Annotated in this window: 20 protein-coding genes; all 20 read left to right on the top strand. The window is 59.5% G+C overall.

Annotated elements, in window-relative coordinates:
- Window positions 1–2: 2 nt before the first annotated feature.
- The 20 genes from KB449_RS14585 (at window position 3) to proS (ending at window position 18,605) form a co-directional block, all read left to right on the top strand.
- Complete coding sequence (locus KB449_RS14585) at window positions 3–1,658, top strand: chemotaxis protein CheB (protein WP_282909073.1); 1,656 nt, start codon at window positions 3–5, stop codon at window positions 1,656–1,658.
- Between the two features lie 32 nt (window positions 1,659–1,690).
- Window positions 1,691–3,757 (top strand): chemotaxis protein CheA, encoded by a 2,067-nt coding sequence (locus KB449_RS14580; RefSeq protein WP_282909072.1) that lies wholly within the window; start codon window positions 1,691–1,693, stop codon window positions 3,755–3,757.
- Between the two features lie 27 nt (window positions 3,758–3,784).
- A complete protein-coding gene (locus tag KB449_RS14575; protein WP_282909071.1) occupies window positions 3,785–4,246 on the top strand; it encodes a chemotaxis protein CheW in 462 nt (153 codons plus the stop codon).
- Window positions 4,247–4,250: 4 nt separating this feature from the next.
- A complete protein-coding gene (locus tag KB449_RS14570; protein ID WP_282909070.1) occupies window positions 4,251–4,868 on the top strand; it encodes a chemotaxis protein CheC in 618 nt (205 codons plus the stop codon).
- A complete protein-coding gene (locus tag KB449_RS14565; RefSeq protein ID WP_282909069.1) occupies window positions 4,868–5,362 on the top strand; it encodes a chemotaxis protein CheD in 495 nt (164 codons plus the stop codon). The genes KB449_RS14570 and KB449_RS14565 overlap by 1 nt, the downstream gene beginning before the upstream one ends.
- 1 nt (window position 5,363) lies before the next feature.
- Window positions 5,364–5,783 (top strand): hypothetical protein, encoded by a 420-nt coding sequence (locus KB449_RS14560; RefSeq protein WP_282909068.1) that lies wholly within the window; start codon window positions 5,364–5,366, stop codon window positions 5,781–5,783.
- Between the two features lie 16 nt (window positions 5,784–5,799).
- Window positions 5,800–6,585 carry a FliA/WhiG family RNA polymerase sigma factor gene (locus KB449_RS14555; RefSeq protein WP_282909067.1) on the top strand — a complete coding sequence of 262 codons (786 nt, stop codon included), beginning with the start codon at window positions 5,800–5,802 and terminating at the stop codon, window positions 6,583–6,585.
- Between the two features lie 21 nt (window positions 6,586–6,606).
- A complete protein-coding gene (locus tag KB449_RS14550; protein WP_282909066.1) occupies window positions 6,607–8,019 on the top strand; it encodes a FapA family protein in 1,413 nt (470 codons plus the stop codon).
- A gap of 21 nt (window positions 8,020–8,040) precedes the next feature.
- Window positions 8,041–8,370, top strand: a complete 330-nt coding sequence (locus KB449_RS14545) for a hypothetical protein (RefSeq protein WP_282909065.1) — start codon at window positions 8,041–8,043, stop codon at window positions 8,368–8,370.
- Between the two features lie 27 nt (window positions 8,371–8,397).
- Window positions 8,398–9,120: a hypothetical protein gene (locus KB449_RS14540; protein ID WP_282909064.1), complete on the top strand. Its 723-nt coding sequence runs from the start codon at window positions 8,398–8,400 to the stop codon at window positions 9,118–9,120.
- Window positions 9,117–9,710: a hypothetical protein gene (locus KB449_RS14535; protein WP_282909063.1), complete on the top strand. Its 594-nt coding sequence runs from the start codon at window positions 9,117–9,119 to the stop codon at window positions 9,708–9,710. Before KB449_RS14540 ends, KB449_RS14535 begins: the two co-directional genes overlap by 4 nt.
- Before the next feature lie 212 nt (window positions 9,711–9,922).
- Window positions 9,923–10,621, top strand: a complete 699-nt coding sequence (gene rpsB / locus KB449_RS14530) for a 30S ribosomal protein S2 (RefSeq protein WP_090117358.1) — start codon at window positions 9,923–9,925, stop codon at window positions 10,619–10,621.
- A 140-nt stretch (window positions 10,622–10,761) separates the two neighbouring features.
- Window positions 10,762–11,412: a translation elongation factor Ts gene (gene tsf, locus KB449_RS14525; protein ID WP_277535778.1), complete on the top strand. Its 651-nt coding sequence runs from the start codon at window positions 10,762–10,764 to the stop codon at window positions 11,410–11,412.
- Between the two features lie 115 nt (window positions 11,413–11,527).
- A complete protein-coding gene (gene pyrH / locus KB449_RS14520) occupies window positions 11,528–12,256 on the top strand; it encodes a UMP kinase (protein ID WP_217595948.1) in 729 nt (242 codons plus the stop codon).
- A complete protein-coding gene (frr, locus tag KB449_RS14515) occupies window positions 12,257–12,811 on the top strand; it encodes a ribosome recycling factor (protein ID WP_090117355.1) in 555 nt (184 codons plus the stop codon).
- Between the two features lie 137 nt (window positions 12,812–12,948).
- Window positions 12,949–13,752, top strand: a complete 804-nt coding sequence (gene uppS, locus KB449_RS14510; RefSeq protein WP_282909062.1) for an undecaprenyl pyrophosphate synthase — start codon at window positions 12,949–12,951, stop codon at window positions 13,750–13,752.
- A gap of 4 nt (window positions 13,753–13,756) precedes the next feature.
- Window positions 13,757–14,542 (top strand): phosphatidate cytidylyltransferase, encoded by a 786-nt coding sequence (locus tag KB449_RS14505; protein WP_282909061.1) that lies wholly within the window; start codon window positions 13,757–13,759, stop codon window positions 14,540–14,542.
- A gap of 75 nt (window positions 14,543–14,617) precedes the next feature.
- Window positions 14,618–15,766 (top strand): 1-deoxy-D-xylulose-5-phosphate reductoisomerase, encoded by a 1,149-nt coding sequence (locus KB449_RS14500; RefSeq protein WP_282909060.1) that lies wholly within the window; start codon window positions 14,618–14,620, stop codon window positions 15,764–15,766.
- 96 nt (window positions 15,767–15,862) lie between these two features.
- A complete protein-coding gene (rseP, locus tag KB449_RS14495; protein WP_282909059.1) occupies window positions 15,863–17,125 on the top strand; it encodes an RIP metalloprotease RseP in 1,263 nt (420 codons plus the stop codon).
- Window positions 17,126–17,156: 31 nt separating this feature from the next.
- Window positions 17,157–18,605: a proline--tRNA ligase gene (proS, locus tag KB449_RS14490; RefSeq protein ID WP_282909058.1), complete on the top strand. Its 1,449-nt coding sequence runs from the start codon at window positions 17,157–17,159 to the stop codon at window positions 18,603–18,605.
- Window positions 18,606–18,635: the final 30 nt, after the last annotated feature.

The following is an 18,635-nucleotide window of genomic DNA, read 5'->3' as shown; positions in this document are numbered from 1 at the left end:
GCATGAAGGCATTTAAGGTGCTGGTCGTTGACGATTCCCCTTTCATGAGGAAATTAGTCGGCGACCTGGTTGCCGGCGACGTCGCCTTCGAGGTCGTGGGGACCGCTGCGGATGGAGCCGAAGCCGTAAGGCAGGTTCGGGAGCTGCGCCCGGATATCGCGGTTATGGATCTGGAAATGCCGGAGATTAACGGGCTCGAGGCGCTCAAGCGAATCATGTCCGAATGTCCCACGCCCGTTATCATGATGTCGGCGGTAACGGACAGGGGGACGCGGGATACGATCCGCGCACTGCAGTACGGGGCGTTCGACTTCGTTCGCAAGCCCGACGGCGCGTTGAAGCTCGATGTTTCCCACATGGGCGAGATGTTGATCGAGAAATTGCATATTGCAAGAGAGCTGCTGGCCTCGGGCGAACTGAGGCTGCGGCGGATGACGGAGGAAGGCGCCGAGGCGATGGTGTTCCAAGCCGAAGCAACCGCGGAAGCTAAGGCCGCGCCGTCCACGGAAATGAAGGAAGAGTACGGGCAGTTCGACGCCGCAGAAGCTGCGGTTGAAGCCGGAGCTTATGTTGAAGCAGAAGCCAAATTCGAAGCCGCATTGGAAGTCGAAGCTGATGACGCGCCTCCTTCTTCGAACGAAGCCCAAGCGTCCGAGCACGCGCCTCCGCGCACCCCGGACCGCGAATCGCCCAAGCTGCGGTCGGAGCTTACCGGCTTGTCGTCGAAGGCTCGGCTCTCGAATATGGCCCCAGCGAACAAAGAGGCAGCGGCGGCGATAGAACGGCCTGCAGCGCAAGACACATCCGCTCACGGGCTTCCGCCGGCGCGGCGCACGGTTCCGAAGGCCCCGTTGCCCGCCGGGGAGCAGAAGGATCGGAATGACCGGCCATCCGGGAAGACGGAGTTAACCGGAAAACAAACGGCTGATCAAGGTTTGGCGGCGCCTAAGCCGTCCAAAACGGCGAAGGCGCCTCCGTCCGCACCGCCGCCGCAGCTGCCGAAAGCGGATAAACAGCCAAAGCGGATACCTTTGCAGCCGGTCGCTCGCCCGGCGGATTCATTCACCGACATCGTTGCGATCGGCACTTCGACCGGCGGTCCGCGGGCGCTTCACGAAGTGCTGTCGGCCATACCGGCTTCGTTCCCGGCGCCGATCCTGATCGTGCAGCATATGCCGCCCAAGTTTACGCACTCGCTTGCGCAGCGGCTCGATTCCTGCTCGGCGATCGAGGTGCGCGAGGCGGCGGACGGGGATCGGGTGCTGCCCGGACAAGCATATCTTGCGCCGGGGGGCAAGCATCTCAAGCTGATCAGAGAGGCGAGCGGCGGCTACAAGATCGGGCTCACCGAAGAAGATCCGGTCAGCGGCCATCGCCCCTCCGTCGACGTCATGTTCGGCTCGCTGGTCGGACGACGGGAGCTGAGACGCCACGCGGTCCTCATGACGGGCATGGGAAGCGACGGCGCCAAAGCCATGAAAACGCTCCGCGAAGACGGGGCGGCTACGCTGATCGCCGAAGCGGAGGAAACTTGCGTCGTGTACGGCATGCCGCGTTCGGCAATGGAGAACGGCGCGGCGCAAACGGCTGTGCCGCTGCAGCGAATCGCCCCCGAGCTGGTCAAAGCGGTCGAAAAGCCAAACGCGAAGCAGCTTTAAAAGCAGTTGTGCCATTCAGGAGGTGACGCCCAGTGGAAATGAATCAGTACTTGTCCATTTTTATCGACGAAGCGAACGAGCATCTGCAGTCGCTTAACGAAAACATGCTGCGTCTCGAGCAGCAGCCCGAGGATATCAGCATCGTTCAAGTCATCTTCCGATCCGCCCATACGCTGAAGGGCATGTCGGCTTCGATGGGCTTCGAGGATCTTGCCTCGCTGACGCACGAGATGGAGAACGTGCTCGACTTGGTTCGCAACGACAAGCTGAAAATGAACGGCCACATTTTCGATACGCTTTTCAAATGTCTGGATTCGCTTGAAGGCATGGTTCAGGACATCGTCGGCGGCGGTACCGGCAGCGCGGACGTCAAGGAACTCGTGGCGCAGCTCAAGCAGATCGTCAAAGGCGAGCCGGCCGCGCCCGCCGCAGCAGCCGGACAAGCGGCTGCCGCGGGCGGCACCTCCGAGCTTGCGATGGTGGCTACGCATCTGCTGCTCGACCAATTTCAGCTGTCCGTGCTCAGGCAATCGATCGAAAACGGCAGTCCCGCTTTTCATATCGAGGTTACCATCCGCGAGGATTGCCTGTTAAAGGGCGTTCGCGCCTATATGGTATTCGATGCGCTCGAGCGCAACGGGGAACTCGTCAAGTCGCATCCGTCGGTCCAGGATATCGAGCAGGAGCAATTCGGCCATCAGTTTTCCGTCTATTACATTTCCCGCATACCGCAAAAGGAATTGCAGGATGCGCTCGACAAGATCTCCGAGCTCGAATCGGTACGGATCGTGCCGCTCGATCTCGAGAGCTTGAGCGAGCTTGACGAGTCGCGGAGCGCGGAGCAGCAGATTCAGGAGGCCGTGCAGCAAGCCGCTGCGACGGCCGCCGCCCCTTCTCCGGCAGCGTCGGCGGATGCGCCGGCGAGGGCGCCCGCAGCCGCGCCTGTGGCGAATAAGACGATTCGCGTAGATATCGAGCGTCTCGACTCGCTTATGAATTTGTTCAGCGAACTGCTGATCGATCGCGTCAGGCTCGAGCAGCTTGCCAGCGAGGTACGCCGCAACGACCTGACCGAGACGGTCGAGCATATGGCGCGCGTCAGCAGCGACCTGCAAAATATCGTCCTGAAGCTGCGAATGGTGCCGGTGGACAGCGTGTTCAACCGTTTTCCGCGGATGGTGCGGGATCTGGCCAAGTCGCTCGGCAAAAAGCTGGATCTGGTCATTACGGGCGCCGAGACGGAGCTGGACCGGACGGTCATCGACGAAATCGGCGATCCGCTCGTGCATCTGATCCGCAACTCGGTCGATCACGGCATCGAGACGATCGAGGGCCGTCGCGAGGCCGGTAAAGCCGAGACAGGCGTCGTCAACTTGAGGGCGTTCCACAGCGGCAACCATGTGTTCATCGAGATCGAGGACGACGGGCGCGGCATCAACCAGCCGAAGGTACTCGACATCGCCGTCAAAAAGGGCATTGTCTCGCCGGACGAGGCCAAAAAGCTGAGCGACGACGAGATTAACATGCTGCTTTTCGCTCCGGGCTTCAGCACGGCTGACAAGATCTCGGACATCTCCGGACGCGGCGTCGGACTGGACGTCGTCAAGTCGAAGATCGAATCGCTCGGCGGTGTCGTCTCTGTTACTTCCAAGGCGGGTCAAGGCTCGAAGTGGTCGATTCAGCTGCCGCTCACGCTGTCGATCATCACGGCCATGCTGGTGAAGCTCGGGTCGGAGAAGTTCGCCGTTCCGCTCACGTCCATCGTCGAGACGGGCATCGTGCAGCGAAGCGCGATTCGCGACTTGCACGGCGCGAAGGTCATCGAATACCGCAAGTCGATCATTCCGGTGTTATCGCTGGCGGCCGTACTGGACTCGCCGGATTATTCCGAGGAAAACGAGCTGGAGACCGAGATGCTTGTCATCCGCAAGGGCGAGAAGCTCGCCGCCGTGCTGGTGGACGAACTGATCGGACAAAGCGAGATCGTGCTGAAGACGCTAGGCAAGTATCTGACCAACCTGGACGTCATCTCCGGAGCGACGATTCTGGGCGACGGCCAAGTCGCGCTGATCGTAGATCCGAACGCGCTCATCAAATAATCGTTCCTATTCGAGGAGGATGCTGTCATGGCAGAAGATTTCAAGGTTATCGTTTTTACGCTCGCTCACGAAGAATACGGCATCGAGGTTGACAAAGTGCGGACGATCGAGCGAATGACGCCGGTAACGCGCGTGCCGAAGACGCCGGTTTTCGTGAAGGGGGTCATCAACCTGCGCGGCGTGGTCGTGCCGGTCATCGACCTGCGGAGCCGGTTCTCTCTTCCCGAGTCCGAGCCCACGGAAAACTCGCGGATCATCATCGTCGCGGCGAACGAGCTTGAGGTCGGATTTATCGTCGATTCGGCGAACGACGTCATCGATCTCAATACGGACATGGTAGAGAACCCGCCTGAAGTCATCGGCGGCATCAAAGCCAAATATTTGAGCGGAGTGGCCAAGTTCGGTGAAAACCGACTGCTTATCCTGCTGAATCTGTCCGAAGTCCTCAACCGGTCGGAGATTATCCAGCTCGAACAATTCGGAGCCTGACGGCATGGAACTGTTCAGCAACAACGCCGAATTTAAAATGGACGTGCTGCGTGAAGTCGGCAACATCGGGGCGGGACACGCGGCGACCGCGCTCTCCCGCCTGCTCGACAAGCCGATCGACATGGCCGTCCCCAAAGTAAGCTTTATTCCCTTCGAAGATATTGCCGACCGCGTCGGCGGTGCTGAGGAGGTCGTCGTCGCCATTTTCCTTCGCGTGGAAGGCGAGGCGCCAGGCAACATGTTTTTTCTGATGAGCCAGTATCAGGCGCGCGTGCTGCTGCAAGGACTTCTCCACTTCGAACTCTCGGAGGGTCCCGAGTATTCGGAGATGGAGCTGTCAGCCCTGAGCGAGATCGGCAATATCCTTGCCGGTTCCTATCTTTCGTCGCTCGCGGATCTCACGGGCCTGCCGCTGTCGCCGACCGTCCCCGCGATCGCGGTCGATATGGCTGGCGCGATTCTAAGCTATGGCCTCGTCCAATTCGGTACGATGGGCGACGAGGCGCTGCTTATCGATACGACATTTTTGGAAGACGATCGGCAGGCGGAGGGGCACTTTTTCTTTATTCCAGATCCCGAGTCGTTCGAGCGCCTGTTCCGCGCGCTAGGAGTGCCTATCTAATGAAAGAAGTCATCATCGTGAAAATCGGAATGGCGGATTTGAACGTCGCCTCGGGCGGAGACTCGCTCAAGACGACAGGCCTGGGATCCTGCGTCGGACTGACGCTTCACGACGCGAATCAGGGTATCGCGGGCATGGCGCATATTATGCTTCCGAGCTCCGACATCGCGAGGGAGGGACAGATCAATATCGCGAAGTACGCGGATACGGCCGTCCCCGAGCTGCTGGCCAGGCTGAAGGCCGGGGGCGCCAATCTGAGGCGTCTTGTCGCGAAGCTGGCGGGCGGCGCTCAGATGTTCGCCTTCGCAAGCGGCAGCGACAGCATGCGTATCGGTCCCCGCAACGTTGAATCTACGAAGCTGGCGCTCGCCTCGTACAATATACCCATTATCGCCGAGGATACAGGCGGCAATTTCGGGAGGACGATCGAATTCAGCAGCGCGAGCGGCATTTTGACGATCCGCAGCGTGCAGAACGGGGTAAAGGAGATTTGAAATGAGCGTGCCATGGCGATGGAATGTAGGGTTCGCGTTTTTCGGAGCCTTTTTAATTTTCTTGATCTCCTTGTCCAGCAATCCGCCGCTCACTTCGCTTGTGCGTGGTTTATACGGATTTCTTGCGTTCGGCGTGCTCGGCCTGTTCGTCCGTCTCGTTTTACAGCAGTTGCTGCAGCCCGCCAGAACGCTGGGCGGCGACAAAGAGCGGGAAGAAGAGGAGCGGGGAATCGTTCTGGACATGACGACGCCGGCCGAAGACGACGAATCGCTTTCCCGCCTGATGCGGGAGCAATGGACAGGCAATGAAGAGACGCAATCCGCCAGTTTCGAGCCGCTGAAGCCCCCAAGGCTCGTCTCGCTCGACGAGTCGAATCCGGAACAAGTCGCACAGGCGATCCGGCGCCTGAACGACGATTAAGGAAGGTGATGCAGCGATGGCAGAACCCAAGAGTTCCAAGCTGTCCCATTACGACCTGTGGTGCCGCTGGAAGGAAGAAGGCGACACCGAAGCTAAAAAAGGCTTGATCGAGAAGTACATTCCGCTCGTGGATTACGTCTCCAGCCGCATGGCTGCAGGATTGCCCAAAAACGTATCCAAGGACGATCTGGTCAGCAACGGCTCCATGGGCCTGATCGACGCTATCGAAAAATTCGATCATCTGCGGGGGTTGCAGTTCGAAACCTATGCCTCCTGGCGCATTCGCGGATCGATCATCGACGGGCTGCGCCAGGGCGATTGGGTGCCGCGTTCCGTTCGGGATAAAGCGAAAAAAATGGAAGATGCATACGCCGTCCTGGAGCAGCGCAATCTTCGCTCCGCCACCGACGAGGAAATATGCAGCTATTTAAATATAACGGACAAAGAATTCCAGCAAATGCTCCAGGAAGTGGCGGTCGCGACCGTCGGTTCCCTCGAAGAGCCGATCCGCGAGGAGGATGCGGAGACGCGAATGTCCCTGCTCGTGGACGACAAGGCCCAGAGTCCCGAGTCGAAGGTGCACGAGACTTATTTGAAGGACTCGCTTACGGCCGGCATCGACAAGCTTACCCCGAAGGAGCGCACGGTCGTATCCCTTTTCTACTACGAGGACCTGTCGCTCAGCGAGATTGCCGAAGTGATGTCGTTGTCGCCGTCCCGCATTTCCCAGCTTCATTCCAAAGCGATACTGCGTCTGCGCGGCGCCCTTGGCAAGCATAAGGACCAGCTGCTCCAAAAATAAAACCGGAAAGGGGGATTCATAATGGGTGGGGAAGAGGCAATTGCGATCGATCAGTTGTATCAGGTTAAAATATCGGAAGATCGCATGACGGCCCAGCTGCTGATCAAGCCGACAGAGGATGCGGAGCGGGTGAAGGTCTGGCAGCTCGAAGCGCTGCTGGCGTCCGCAGGCGTCCGTTACGGCGTTCGTCAGGAGCTGTTGATTCAGATCGCGGAGAACCCGAAAGCGTTTTTTTTCACAGAAAACGTTGTGGCGGCCGGTCTGGAGCCGGTCCAGGGAGTCAACGGCTATGTGAAAGTATTGTTCGAGGACCAGGGCCAGACGAAAAGACCGGCCGAGCGCGAAGACGGCAGCGTCGATTACAGAGAGATGAAGCAGCTGCCCAACGTCAAAACGGGCCAACTGATTGCAACGCGGGTGCCGCCGCTTCCCGGCAAGGCCGGCACTGACGTTAAAGGCGACGCCGTCGCTCCCAAAGAGGGCAAAGAGGCGAGCTTCAAGGTCGGCAAAAACGTCGTCGTCAATCCGGACAAAACGGCCATGTATGCCGCGATGGACGGGCTAGTCACTTGGACGGACAAAGAAAAGCTGAACGTATTTCCCGTATACGAGGTTAACGGCGACATCGATTACCATATCGGCAACATCGATTTTGTCGGTACCGTCGTCATTCGCGGCAATGTGCTGACGGGCTTCCGCGTGCGCGCCTCCGGCGATATCCGGGTCACCGGAGGCGTCGAGGGGGCCGAGCTGGAGTCGGACGGCTCGATCGAAATCTCGGGCGGCATTATCGGCTCGGGCAAAGGCCACGTCAAGGCCGGCGTCGACGTGAAGTGCTCGTTCGTGCAGGAGAGCAATGTGACGGCCGGCCAAGACGTTCTCGTGTCGCAGAGCATCATGCATTCGAACATCCGCGCGGGCAGGAGCATCCGCTGCGACGGCGCCAAGGGCCTCATGGTCGGCGGCTTGATGCAGGCGGGCGATCTGGTCGTGGCGCGCACGATCGGCAATTCGATGTCGACGGTCACCTCCATCGAGGTCGGCCTGAAGCCGGAGCTGCGGCAAGAACTCGCGGATCTTCGCCAGCAAGTGCGCCAATTGTCCGAAAGTCTGGACAAGACGGAAAAGGCGCTCGTGCTGCTCGATCAGCTTGCGGCTGCCGGACAGCTCTCGGCGGATCGGCTCGCCATGCGCATCAAGCTCAATTCTACGCGCAGGCAAGTGACCGAGGAACTCAAGACGGCCAAGGCGAACATTCTGGAGATGGAGCGTTCGCTTGAAGATACGGATCAAGCTAGAGTCAATGTCCTACATACGATATACGGCGGTACGAAAATCGTCATCGGGCGTTATACGCGCTTCGTCAAGGATAGCGCCAAGCGTGTGACCTTCCGCTATGCCGAAGGCGAGATCGCGATGGCCACGCTTATATAACGCGACAGGAGGCGAACGGCCGTGAGCTACAAGCCGATCGACGTGCAAACTTCGATTCCCCGCTCGATCGAACTGACGCCGCTTCAGGCTGCGCAGCAGCTGCGCCAGTCTACCGACCAGGCCGCGCTCGGCGTTCAGGCCCAGAAGCTTGCCGAGCGCGACGCGAAGCGCAATGCCAAGTCGGAAGGCACCGGACACAAATCGATCTCGGAAGATGACGATCCCAAGGAAAGCCGTCAAAAGAGACCGTTCGCGAAAAAGAAGCGGGCGGACGAGAACGAAAGCGAGCGAACGGAGACGCATGCGGCCGAACATCCCTATAAAGGACATCACATCGACCTGTCGCTATAGCATGGGGAAGGTGAGAGAGCATTGGACATGGAGCCGTGGGTTACGCTCGTAATCGCCGGGGCCGCAATTGCGGGATACGGCTGGCTGAAGCCCGAACCGAAGGCGCAGTCGGCCGCTGTCGTCAATGAAGAAGCGTACGACAGGCTGCTCGAGGATCTCGAGACGGAAAATCGGGAGCTCGTGGACGCGGTGGCGGCCTTCAAGAGAGAACAAGACGAAACGGTAAGCCGTCTCGGCCTGCGCATTCGAGAGCTGGAGCGCCAGATGGAAGAAACCGCCGCGCACCGGAAGGCGGAATCGCATGGTCGCGGGGAGCTTGCCGCGACAAGAGAGACGACTCGATTGCCAGAGGAGCCTAAGCCAGCGGTTGTGGGGCAGGCGGCGCCTGAACGCCTTAGGGAAGAAGGCTTGTCTGCCAGCGATTCCGCGGAGACGGCTGCAAGATTTGCGCAGCCGGCGGACGCTGCGGCGGAAGCCCGGCTGGCAGGGCATTTGGCTGCGCGAATCCAGGAAGCCGAAAATCGCCCGCCGCTAGCCGTCGCCGCCGCCGATACGGCCGCGACAGCCCCGGCGGAGAGCCGCGGCGGACCGTCCGACAGGCCGTCCGCGATCAGCGAGCGCTACGCCGAATTACTGGAACTGCACGAGCGGGGGCGCTCGGTCGAGCAAATCGCCAAGGCGATGAACATGAACAAAGGCGAAGTGCAGCTTATACTGCAGCTCGCCAAGCGGGAGGTGAACCGGCCATGAACAAGCGCCGCGCGCTGCTGGTCGGCTTCGGCGTCGGTCTGATGGCCGGCGCCGCCCTGCTGCAGCTGATGACGTACGGCCAGAAGCTGAGTTCAGGAACGGCGCTGCCCGAGCCGCTCACGGTCGCCCAGCTTCAGGAGCAAGCCGAAGGGAGCGGTTACGGCATGTACAAGCTGAGCGAACCGATGTACACGCAGGCACAGCTGGATGCGGCCGCTGCCAAGGCCAAGGAGGACGCGCTTGCGGCAGAGGGGAACAAGTCCGGGCAAGCCGGCGGCGAGACGGCTGCGCCTACGAGTACGTCTGTAGCCACGCCTACGCCGGCACCAAGCGCTTCCGCTTCCACTGCCCCTGCGAAAGCCACCGAAGCCGCCCCCCAAACGCGTCTTGGCCTCTATGTCGCGGCCGGAGACTCGCTTGAAAAGGTTGCGACCGGCTTGAAGGCGCTCGGCGTCATCAAGGACAAAGCCGCATTCGTCAAGGCCGCCAAACCGTACAGCGGCAAAATGCGGGTCGGTCTCAGCGTATTCGAAGGCGAAATTACGTACGAGGGGATTATCGCGGAACTGCTTCGCGACAAAAATAAATAAGGCGGCCGCTTTCGACTACATGCGAAGGGCCGATCGGATGGCCGGCTTGTGTTGCAAGCCGGCCATCCATATGTTATATTGTTAAACGGTGTGAAAAAACGCACGCCGTTCAATTCCGTCAGCGGTGCTTTGCTTTACGCGAAGTTCTGACGGAAAGCGCGAACCGGCGGAGGAGATTCACGATCCAAAACCATACGGAGGTGCAAGTTAAAATGGCAGTTATTTCGATGAAGCAGCTTCTCGAAGCTGGCGTACACTTCGGTCACCAAACGCGTCGCTGGAACCCGAAGATGGACAAGTACATCTTTACCGAACGGAACGGCATCTACATCATCGACCTGCAAAAGACGGTCAAGAAAGTCGACGAAGCGTACAACTTCGTTCGCCAGCTCGGCGAGCAAGGCGGCACGATGCTGTTCGTCGGCACGAAGAAGCAAGCGCAGGATTCCGTGAAGGAAGAAGCGGAGCGCAGCGGTCAATTCTACATCAACCAACGTTGGCTCGGCGGCACGCTGACCAACTTCTCCACGATTCAGAAGCGTACGGATCGTCTGCACCAACTGGACAAGTGGGAGCAGGACGGCACGTTCGAAGTGTTGCCTAAGAAGGAAGTCATCATCCTTCGCAAGGAAAAAGAGCGTCTCGAGAAGTTCCTCGGCGGCATCAAGCATATGCGCAGACTGCCTGACGCGCTGTTCATCATCGATCCGCGCAAGGAACGCATCGCCGTCGCAGAAGCCCGCAAGCTGGGTATTCCGATCGTCGGCATCGTCGACACGAACTGCGATCCGGACGAGATCGACTACGTCATTCCGGGCAACGACGACGCGATCCGCGCCGTTAAGCTGCTGACGAGCAAGATGGCCGATGCCATCGTCGAATCCCGCCAAGGCGAAGAAACGACCGCCTAAGCCAGCCGGTTCTTACAGCATTGCGAGGTCAAGGGTGGTCAGAAGAGAACCTTCTCACCGCCCTTTTTTTGAAAACATAAACCAATCGATAGCCGTCCGCGCGAGCAGCGTCCGGCGGCCACATACCAGGAGGGAATCCCATGGCAGTTAACGCAGCAGACGTAAAAGCGCTCCGCGAAAGAACGGGAGCGGGCATGTTGGATTGCAAAAAGGCACTTGAGGAAGCCGGCGGCGACATCGCGAAGGCAGCTGACCTCCTTCGCGAGAAGGGTCTTGCCGCCGCCGCGAAAAAGGGCGACCGTATCGCCACCGAAGGCCGCGTAGAATCTTACATCCATGGCGCAGGCCGCATCGGCGTGCTCGTCGAAGTCAACTGCGAAACCGACTTCGTCGCCATGACGGATCAATTCAAGGAACTCGTACGCGACATCGCGATGCATATCGCAGCTGCCAATCCGCTGGTCGTTCGCCGCGAGGAAGTGCAACAAGCCGACCTGGACAAGGAAGCCGAGATTCTTCGCAACCAGGCGCTCAACGAAGGCAAGCCGGAGAAAATCGTCGAAAAGATCGTCGAAGGCCGCCTGAACAAGTACTACGAAGAAAACGTACTGCTCGAGCAATCGTTCGTCAAGGATCCGGACAAGACAATCCAAACGCTGCTCAACGAGAAGATCTCCACGATCGGCGAGCAAATCTCCATCCGCCGCTTCGTTCGTTTCGAGCTCGGCGAAGGCCTTGAAAAGAAGCAAGATAATTTCGTCGAAGAAGTTATGGCACAAGTCAAAGTTTAATCGGCACGACTCGGGGGGACACGCGGTGTTCCCTTTTTTAAAGAGCGTTTAATCATTCAGTTTGGCCGGGAAGCGTACTTCCCGCACAGAAATCGAACAGGTGGAGGTACTAACGTTGAATCGACCCGTCTACAAACGCGTGGTGTTGAAGGTAAGCGGAGAGTCGTTGTCCGGATCGACCGGTTATGGGATCGACGCAACGACGATCGTCTCGATCGCCGAACAAATCAAGGAAGTCGTAGCGCTTGGCGTAGAAGTCGCCATCGTATGCGGTGGCGGCAACATCTGGCGCGGAATCTCGGGCAGCCAGAAGGGCATTGATCGCGCGACGGCCGACTACATGGGAATGCTGGCGACAGTGATGAATTCGCTTGCTTTGCAGGACGCGCTGGAACAGATCGATGTGCCGACTCGCGTGCAATCCTCCATTGCCATGCAGCAAATCGCAGAGCCGTACATTCGCCGCAGGGCGATACGCCACCTTGAGAAGGGCCGCGTCGTCATTTTCGCTTCGGGAACGGGCAACCCGTTTTTCTCTACCGATACGACGGCCGCGCTGCGGGCTGCCGAGATCGAGGCCGAAGTCATCCTGATGGCCAAGAACAAGGTAGACGGCGTATACAGCGCGGATCCGTTCAAGGATCCGACGGCGGAGAAGTACGAGCAACTGACGTACCTCGACGTACTTAACAAAAATCTGGGCGTCATGGATTCGACGGCGTCCTCACTGTGCATGGACAACAACATCCCGCTTCTCGTCTTCGCGATTACCGAGCCGGGCAACATCAAGCGCGCGGTGCTGGGCGAGAAAATCGGAACAATCGTCAAGGGGAGCGTGAATTAAGTGCCTCAAACGATCAAGAAGAACGCAGAAGAACGGATGGAAAAAGCGCTGGCCGCACTGCGCCGCGACTTGTCTACGCTGCGTGCCGGACGCGCATCCGCCGCGATGCTCGACCGCGTTCAGGCCGAATATTACGGCGCGCTTACGCCGGTTAACCAGCTCGGAACGATCAACACGCCGGATTCCCGTACGCTGATCATTCAGCCGTGGGACAAATCGGCTCTGGCCGCGATCGAAAAGGCGATCTTGAAGTCCGACGTCGGACTGACGCCCGCCAACGACGGCACGATCATTCGGCTGAACATTCCGCCGCTGACCGAAGAGCGCCGCGCCGATCTCGTCAAGTCGACGAAGAAATTCGGCGAAGAAGCGAAGGTCGCCATCCGCAACATTCGCCGCGACGCCAACGACGACATCAAGAAAAAAGAAAAAGGCGAGATCTCCGAAGACGAGTCCCGCCGTCATCAGGACGATATCCAGAAATCGACGGATCGCTTCGTAGCCGAAGTGGACAAGATCTTGTCCGCCAAAGAAAAAGAAATCATGGAAGTTTAAACAATCGACCGGCCCCTCCGAAAGGTGGGGTTCGTTTGAATTTTCGGGGATCCCCGCATCGGAACTGATTCAGGCTCCAGCGCACAGCCCCACGCGGTGGGGTTATTTAATGGTCGCATAATCCAGGGGGAACAGCCATGAGCAATCGATTCTTAGGCGGTCTGTTCGGCAAAAAGGAGGACGGCGGGCAAGGGCGGGCAGGAAGCTCGCAGTCCCGGGCGTCCGAGGATTTGCTGAAGGAAGGCCGAATTCCCCGGCACGTGGCCATCATCATGGACGGCAACGGACGCTGGGCCAAAGCCCGCGGACTGCCGCGGGTGGCAGGACACCATAGCGGCATGAAGGCCGTCAAGCGCATTACCCAAGCCGCCGATCGTCTAGGCGTAGAGTTTTTGACGATGTACGCGTTCTCCACGGAAAACTGGAAGCGGCCCAAGGCTGAAGTCGACTTTTTGATGAAGCTGCCGCAGGAGTTTCTGTCGATCGAGCTCGAAGACTTGATCCGCAACAACGTGCAGGTGAAAATGATGGGCGTGCGGGATTTGCTGCCGGACTTTACGCTCGATGCGATCGAGGAGGCGGTTCGCCGCACGGCGAACAACACGGGACTCGTGCTCAACTTCGCGCTTAACTACGGGAGCCGGATGGAAATCGTCGAGGCGGCCAGGACGATCGCGAAGCGCGCGGCTGCAGGCGAGCTGTCGCCGGACGAGATCGACGAGCAAACGTTCCAGCAGTCGCTGCTTAGCGGAGACTTCCCGGATCCGGATTTGCTCATCCGCACCAGCGGCGAGTTGCGACTTAGCAATTTCATGCTTTGGCAGCTTGCATACAGCGAATTTTGGTTTACGGACGTCTATTGGCCCGAATTTTCGGAAGCGCATTTCCATGAAGCGATTCGCGAGTATCAACGGCGCGCGCGCCGCTACGGAGGGATCTGAGTCGATGGGGCAACGGATCGTGACGGGCGTCGTGGCCGGCGCCGCTTTTTTAGCGTTGCTGGGACTGGGCGGCTGGTATTATTCGCTCATGCTCGCAGCGCTCGCACTTATCGGATACCATGAATTCGTCAAGCTCAACAAGCTTCCGGCGAGCCGCCTGGACGTGCTGTGCGGCTTTGCGGCCACGCTCGTGCTTGCCCTGCCGCACCTGCCCTTCGGCTGGACGACGCCGAGTGCGGAGTCGGTATCGTGGGTGCTGATGTTTTTGCTGCTGTCCGCGACCGTGTTCAGTAAAAACAGAATTACGCTCGATCAATCGGCGCTGCTGTTCGTCGGCGCTTTTTATATCGGACTCGGCTTTCGCTATATGGCGCTGACACGCGAGATGCCGCACGGCGTGTTTTGGCCGCTGCTCGTCTTTTTTTGCATCTGGGCTTCGGACGCCGGCGCCTATTTTGTCGGCAAGGCAATCGGCAGAACGAAGCTGTGGCCTTCGATCAGCCCCAACAAGACCGTCGAGGGCGCGCTGGGCGGTCTGGTCATCGCGCTGCTCGTAGCGATCGTGTTCGCGGTGGTATGGCCGGACTGGATCGATTTCGGTACCGCGCTTGCTGTCGCGCTCGCCGCCGCGGTCGCAGGTCAGCTCGGCGATTTGATCCAATCCGCATACAAAAGGCTGCGCGGCGTCAAGGACTCGGGCAATCTGCTGCCGGGACACGGCGGCGTGCTCGATCGTACGGACAGCTGGTTGGTCGTATTTCCGCTCATTCATTTGCTGGGACTGATCTGATTTGGTTTGGTTTGATCGCATAATCACGTGATGGGCAGCTGTTGCATCATCGCCATACATAACGGAGGGAACGGCTTGAAAAAGAAGGTGGCGGTGCTCGGCAGCACCGGTTCGATAGGCACCCAGACGCTCGACGTCGTCTCTCGGGAGCCCGAAGCGTATGAGGTCGTCAGCCTGGCGGCCGGAACGCGGCACGAGCTTTTGCTCGAACAAGCCCATCGCTTCAGGCCCAAGCTCGTATCGATCGGCTCGAAAGCGCTGGCCGATAAGATCAGGGCGGACCTGCCAGCCGGCACGAGGCTCGTGTGGGGAGAAGAAGGCTTGATCGAAGCGGCGGCGGGCGCCGATGCGAATTATGTCGTATGCGCGCTGCTCGGCAGCCTCGGCTTGAAGTCGACGCTGGCCGCGATCGATGCGGGAGCCGCCATCGGTCTGGCGAATAAAGAGACGCTTGTGACGGCCGGGCACATCGTCATGCGAAAAAGCGCGGAGCGCGGCGTGCCGCTGCTGCCTATCGACAGCGAGCATTCCGCGATCTTCCAGTGCCTGAACGGCGAGAATCGCGGCGCGATCAGGCGCCTTGTCATCACGGCTTCCGGCGGAAGCTTCCGAGATCGCGCCCGCAGCGAGCTTGGCGGCGTGACGGTCGAGGACGCGCTGAAGCATCCCAATTGGTCGATGGGCGCGAAAATTACGATCGACTCGGCGACGATGGCGAACAAGGGCCTCGAGGTGATCGAGGCGCGCTGGCTGTTCGACTTGCCGTACGACCGGATCGACGTCGTGCTGCATCCGGAGAGCATCGTGCATTCGATGGTCGAATTCGTCGATACGAGCGTCATGGCTCAACTCGGCAATCCGGACATGCGGGTGCCGATACAGTACGCGCTCACTTACCCGGAGCGTCGACCGTCGCCCGCATCTCCGCTGGATCTGCTGCGCGCAGGCACGCTGCATTTTAAGGAAATGGATTTCGACCGGTATCCGTGTCTTAGAATGGCATACGAGGCCGGGAGAGCAGGCGGGACGGCCCCGACCGTATTCAACGCGGCGAACGAGGTCGCCGTGGCCCGTTTCCTGAAGCGCGAGATTCCGTTTCTTGCGATCGAGGAGATTATCGAATCTGCGCTCGCCGCGCACGAGACGACCGTCGAGCCGGACCTCGAGGAGATCGCTTTCGCGGACGGCCGGGCGCGCGAAGCTGCAGCCGGATGGCGCAAATAGCAACCGACCTTTCGCAAGACCCGTATTCTCTTGTATCGCCTCGGCGAATAATGTTAATCTAAGGACAGCCGTTAGGGCGGACGGAGGGTAACTTGCATGGAAATGGTACAGGTTGTTTTTCTAACGGTTCTCGTCTTTTTTGTGCTCGTCTCGATTCATGAGTTCGGACACTTTTATTTTGCCAAGCGGGCCGGCGTGCTGGTGCGGGAGTTTGCGATCGGGTTCGGCCCGAAGCTGTTCTCGATCAAGCGCGGAGAGAGCCGGTTCACGCTGCGGCTGCTGCCGATCGGCGGTTTCGTGCGAATGGCGGGAGAGGATCCCGAGGTCGTCGAGGTGCAGGCGGGGCATACGGTAGGCGTCCGGATCAAGGACGACAAGGTGACGCGCATTTATTTGGATCGGCTTGACGAGCGGACGCAAATCTTGCGCGGGGAAGTCACGGCGATCGATCTCGAGCGCCACCTGTATCTGACGCTGGACGTGGACGGAGACGTGCAGCGGTACGACGTCCACCCGCAGGCGCTCATCGTCGCGAAGGGCAGAGACACGCAGATCGCGCCGCTGGACCGCCAGTTCGGCAGCGCTTCGGCAGGCAAGAAGGCGATGACCATATTCGCCGGCCCGCTGATGAACTTTATTTTGGCGTTCGTGCTGTTCGCCGTCTTTTTTCAATCGTACGGCGTAGCGGTCGAGCCGAATACGAAGATTTTCATCAATGAAGTGACTGCCGACGGCGCGGCGAAGGCGGCCGGGCTGCAGAAGGGCGACCTGGTCGTTTCCGTTAACGGCGTCGCTGTCGAAGGAGACAGCCAGAAGCTGTCCCAGGCGATCACGGGCAGCGCGGGCAAGCCGATGAATTGGATCGTGGACCGGGACGGTCAACAAGTGAAAATAACGGTGACGCCGAGCGCGAGCACGGGCAAGGTCGGCATCGTAATGGCGCCGGAAATGCGGCATCCGGGCTTTGGAGAGACCTTCTCGCTCGCAGGTCATGCGATGGTGGACAGCACGAAGAAAATTTTCGACGGCTTCCGCAAGATCATTTTCGGCGAGGTCAAGCTTGAAGAGCTCAACGGACCGGTCGGAACGGCGCAGGTGACCGTTGAGATCGCCAAGCAGGGCGTGACGCAGCTGACCTGGTGGGGCGCGATTTTAAGCCTGTACCTGGGCATCTTCAATCTGCTGCCGATCCCGGCGCTCGACGGAAGCCGCCTGCTGTTCATCGGCATCGAGGCGATCCGCGGCCGCCCGGTCGATCCGAACCGCGAGAGCCTTGTTCACTTTATCGGCTTCGCGGCGCTGATGCTGCTGATGGTCGTCGTCACTTACAACGATATTATCAGGTTGGTCAAAGGCTGAATTATAGACGTTTTCAAGGGTAGGGGAGCTTATGTCCAAGGATAAAGGGTTCGTAACGGAAATAACGCCGCAGGCGGAGGACTTCAGCCGCTGGTATATCGACGTCATCAAAAAAGCCGAGCTTATGGATTATTCGCCGGTGCGCGGGTGTATCGTTTTCCGTCCGGAGGGCTACGAGCTGTGGGAGAATATCCAGCGCGACCTGGACCGCCGCTTCAAGGAGACGGGCCACCGCAACGCCTATTTCCCGCTGCTGATTCCGGAGAGCTTTTTTCAGAAGGAAAAAGAGCATGTCGAGGGATTTAATCCCGAGCTGCCGATGGTGACGGAGGCGGGCGGCGAGATTCTGGAGGAGAGACTGGCCGTACGTCCTACGTCTGAGACGATGTTCGGACATATGTACGCCAAGTGGATCAATTCCTACCGCGATTTGCCGCTGCTCATCAACCAATGGGCGAACGTATTCCGCTGGGAAAAGCGCACGATGCCGTTTTTGCGGACGAGCGAATTTCTGTGGCAGGAAGGACATACGGCGCACGAGGATGAGGCGGATGCCCGCCGCGAGACGATGCAAATGCTGGACGTGTACACGGACTTCGTGGAGAGCGTGCTGGCGATTCCGGTCATCAAGGGGCAGAAGACGCCTTCCGAGCGTTTCGCCGGCGCCGTCGACACGTATTCCATCGAAGCGATGATGAAGGATGGGCGCGCCGTACAGGCAGGCACCTCGCATTATCTTGGCACCAAGTTCGCCGTCGCGTTCGACATCAAGTATTTGAGCCGCGAGAACACCCAGGAGTACTGCCATACGACCTCCTGGGGCGTCAGCACGCGCTTGATCGGCGCGCTGATCATGGTTCACGGCGACGACCGCGGTCTCGTATTGCCGCCTAAGGTCGCGCCGACGCAGGTCATCATGATTCCGATCGGACCGCCCAAGACGCGCGAGACGGTCATCGCCAAGACGGACGAGCTGTTCGCGCAGTTGAAGGCCGCCGGCATCCGCGTACGCGTAGACGACCGCTCCGACGTGTCGCCGGGCTGGAAGTTCAACGAATACGAGATGCGCGGAATCCCGATTCGCCTCGAGCTCGGTCCGCGCGATTTGGAGAACGGCGTATGCGTGCTCGTATCTCGCGTGACGGGCGAGAAGAAGCAGGTGCCGCTCGACAATCTGGCGGCATCCGTAGCGGAGATGCTCGAGGAAGTGCACGCGCAGATGTACGAGCGGGCGCTTGAATTCCGCGAGTCGCATCTGTTCGACGTCGAGACGCTCGACCAGCTCAAGGCCGCTTTCGAAGAGAAGCGGGGCTTCGCGTATGCCGGCTGGTGCGGCGACGACGCTTGCGAGAGCAAGGTGAAGGAAGAGACCGGCGCGACGAGCCGCAATATCCCGTTCGAGCCGCAGACGACCAAGAGCGTTTGCCTTTGCTGCGGCAAGCCTGCCGCGCATACGGTCGTATTCGCTAGAGCTTACTAATAGCGACTGCGTGGACAAGAGTAAATCGAC

The sequence above is a fragment of the Cohnella hashimotonis genome (genome assembly GCF_030014955.1).
Lineage (GTDB): Bacteria > Bacillota > Bacilli > Paenibacillales > Paenibacillaceae > Cohnella > Cohnella hashimotonis.
The sequence above is the reverse complement of the archived record's forward strand: the minus strand, read 5'-3'. Positions and strand labels throughout refer to the sequence as shown.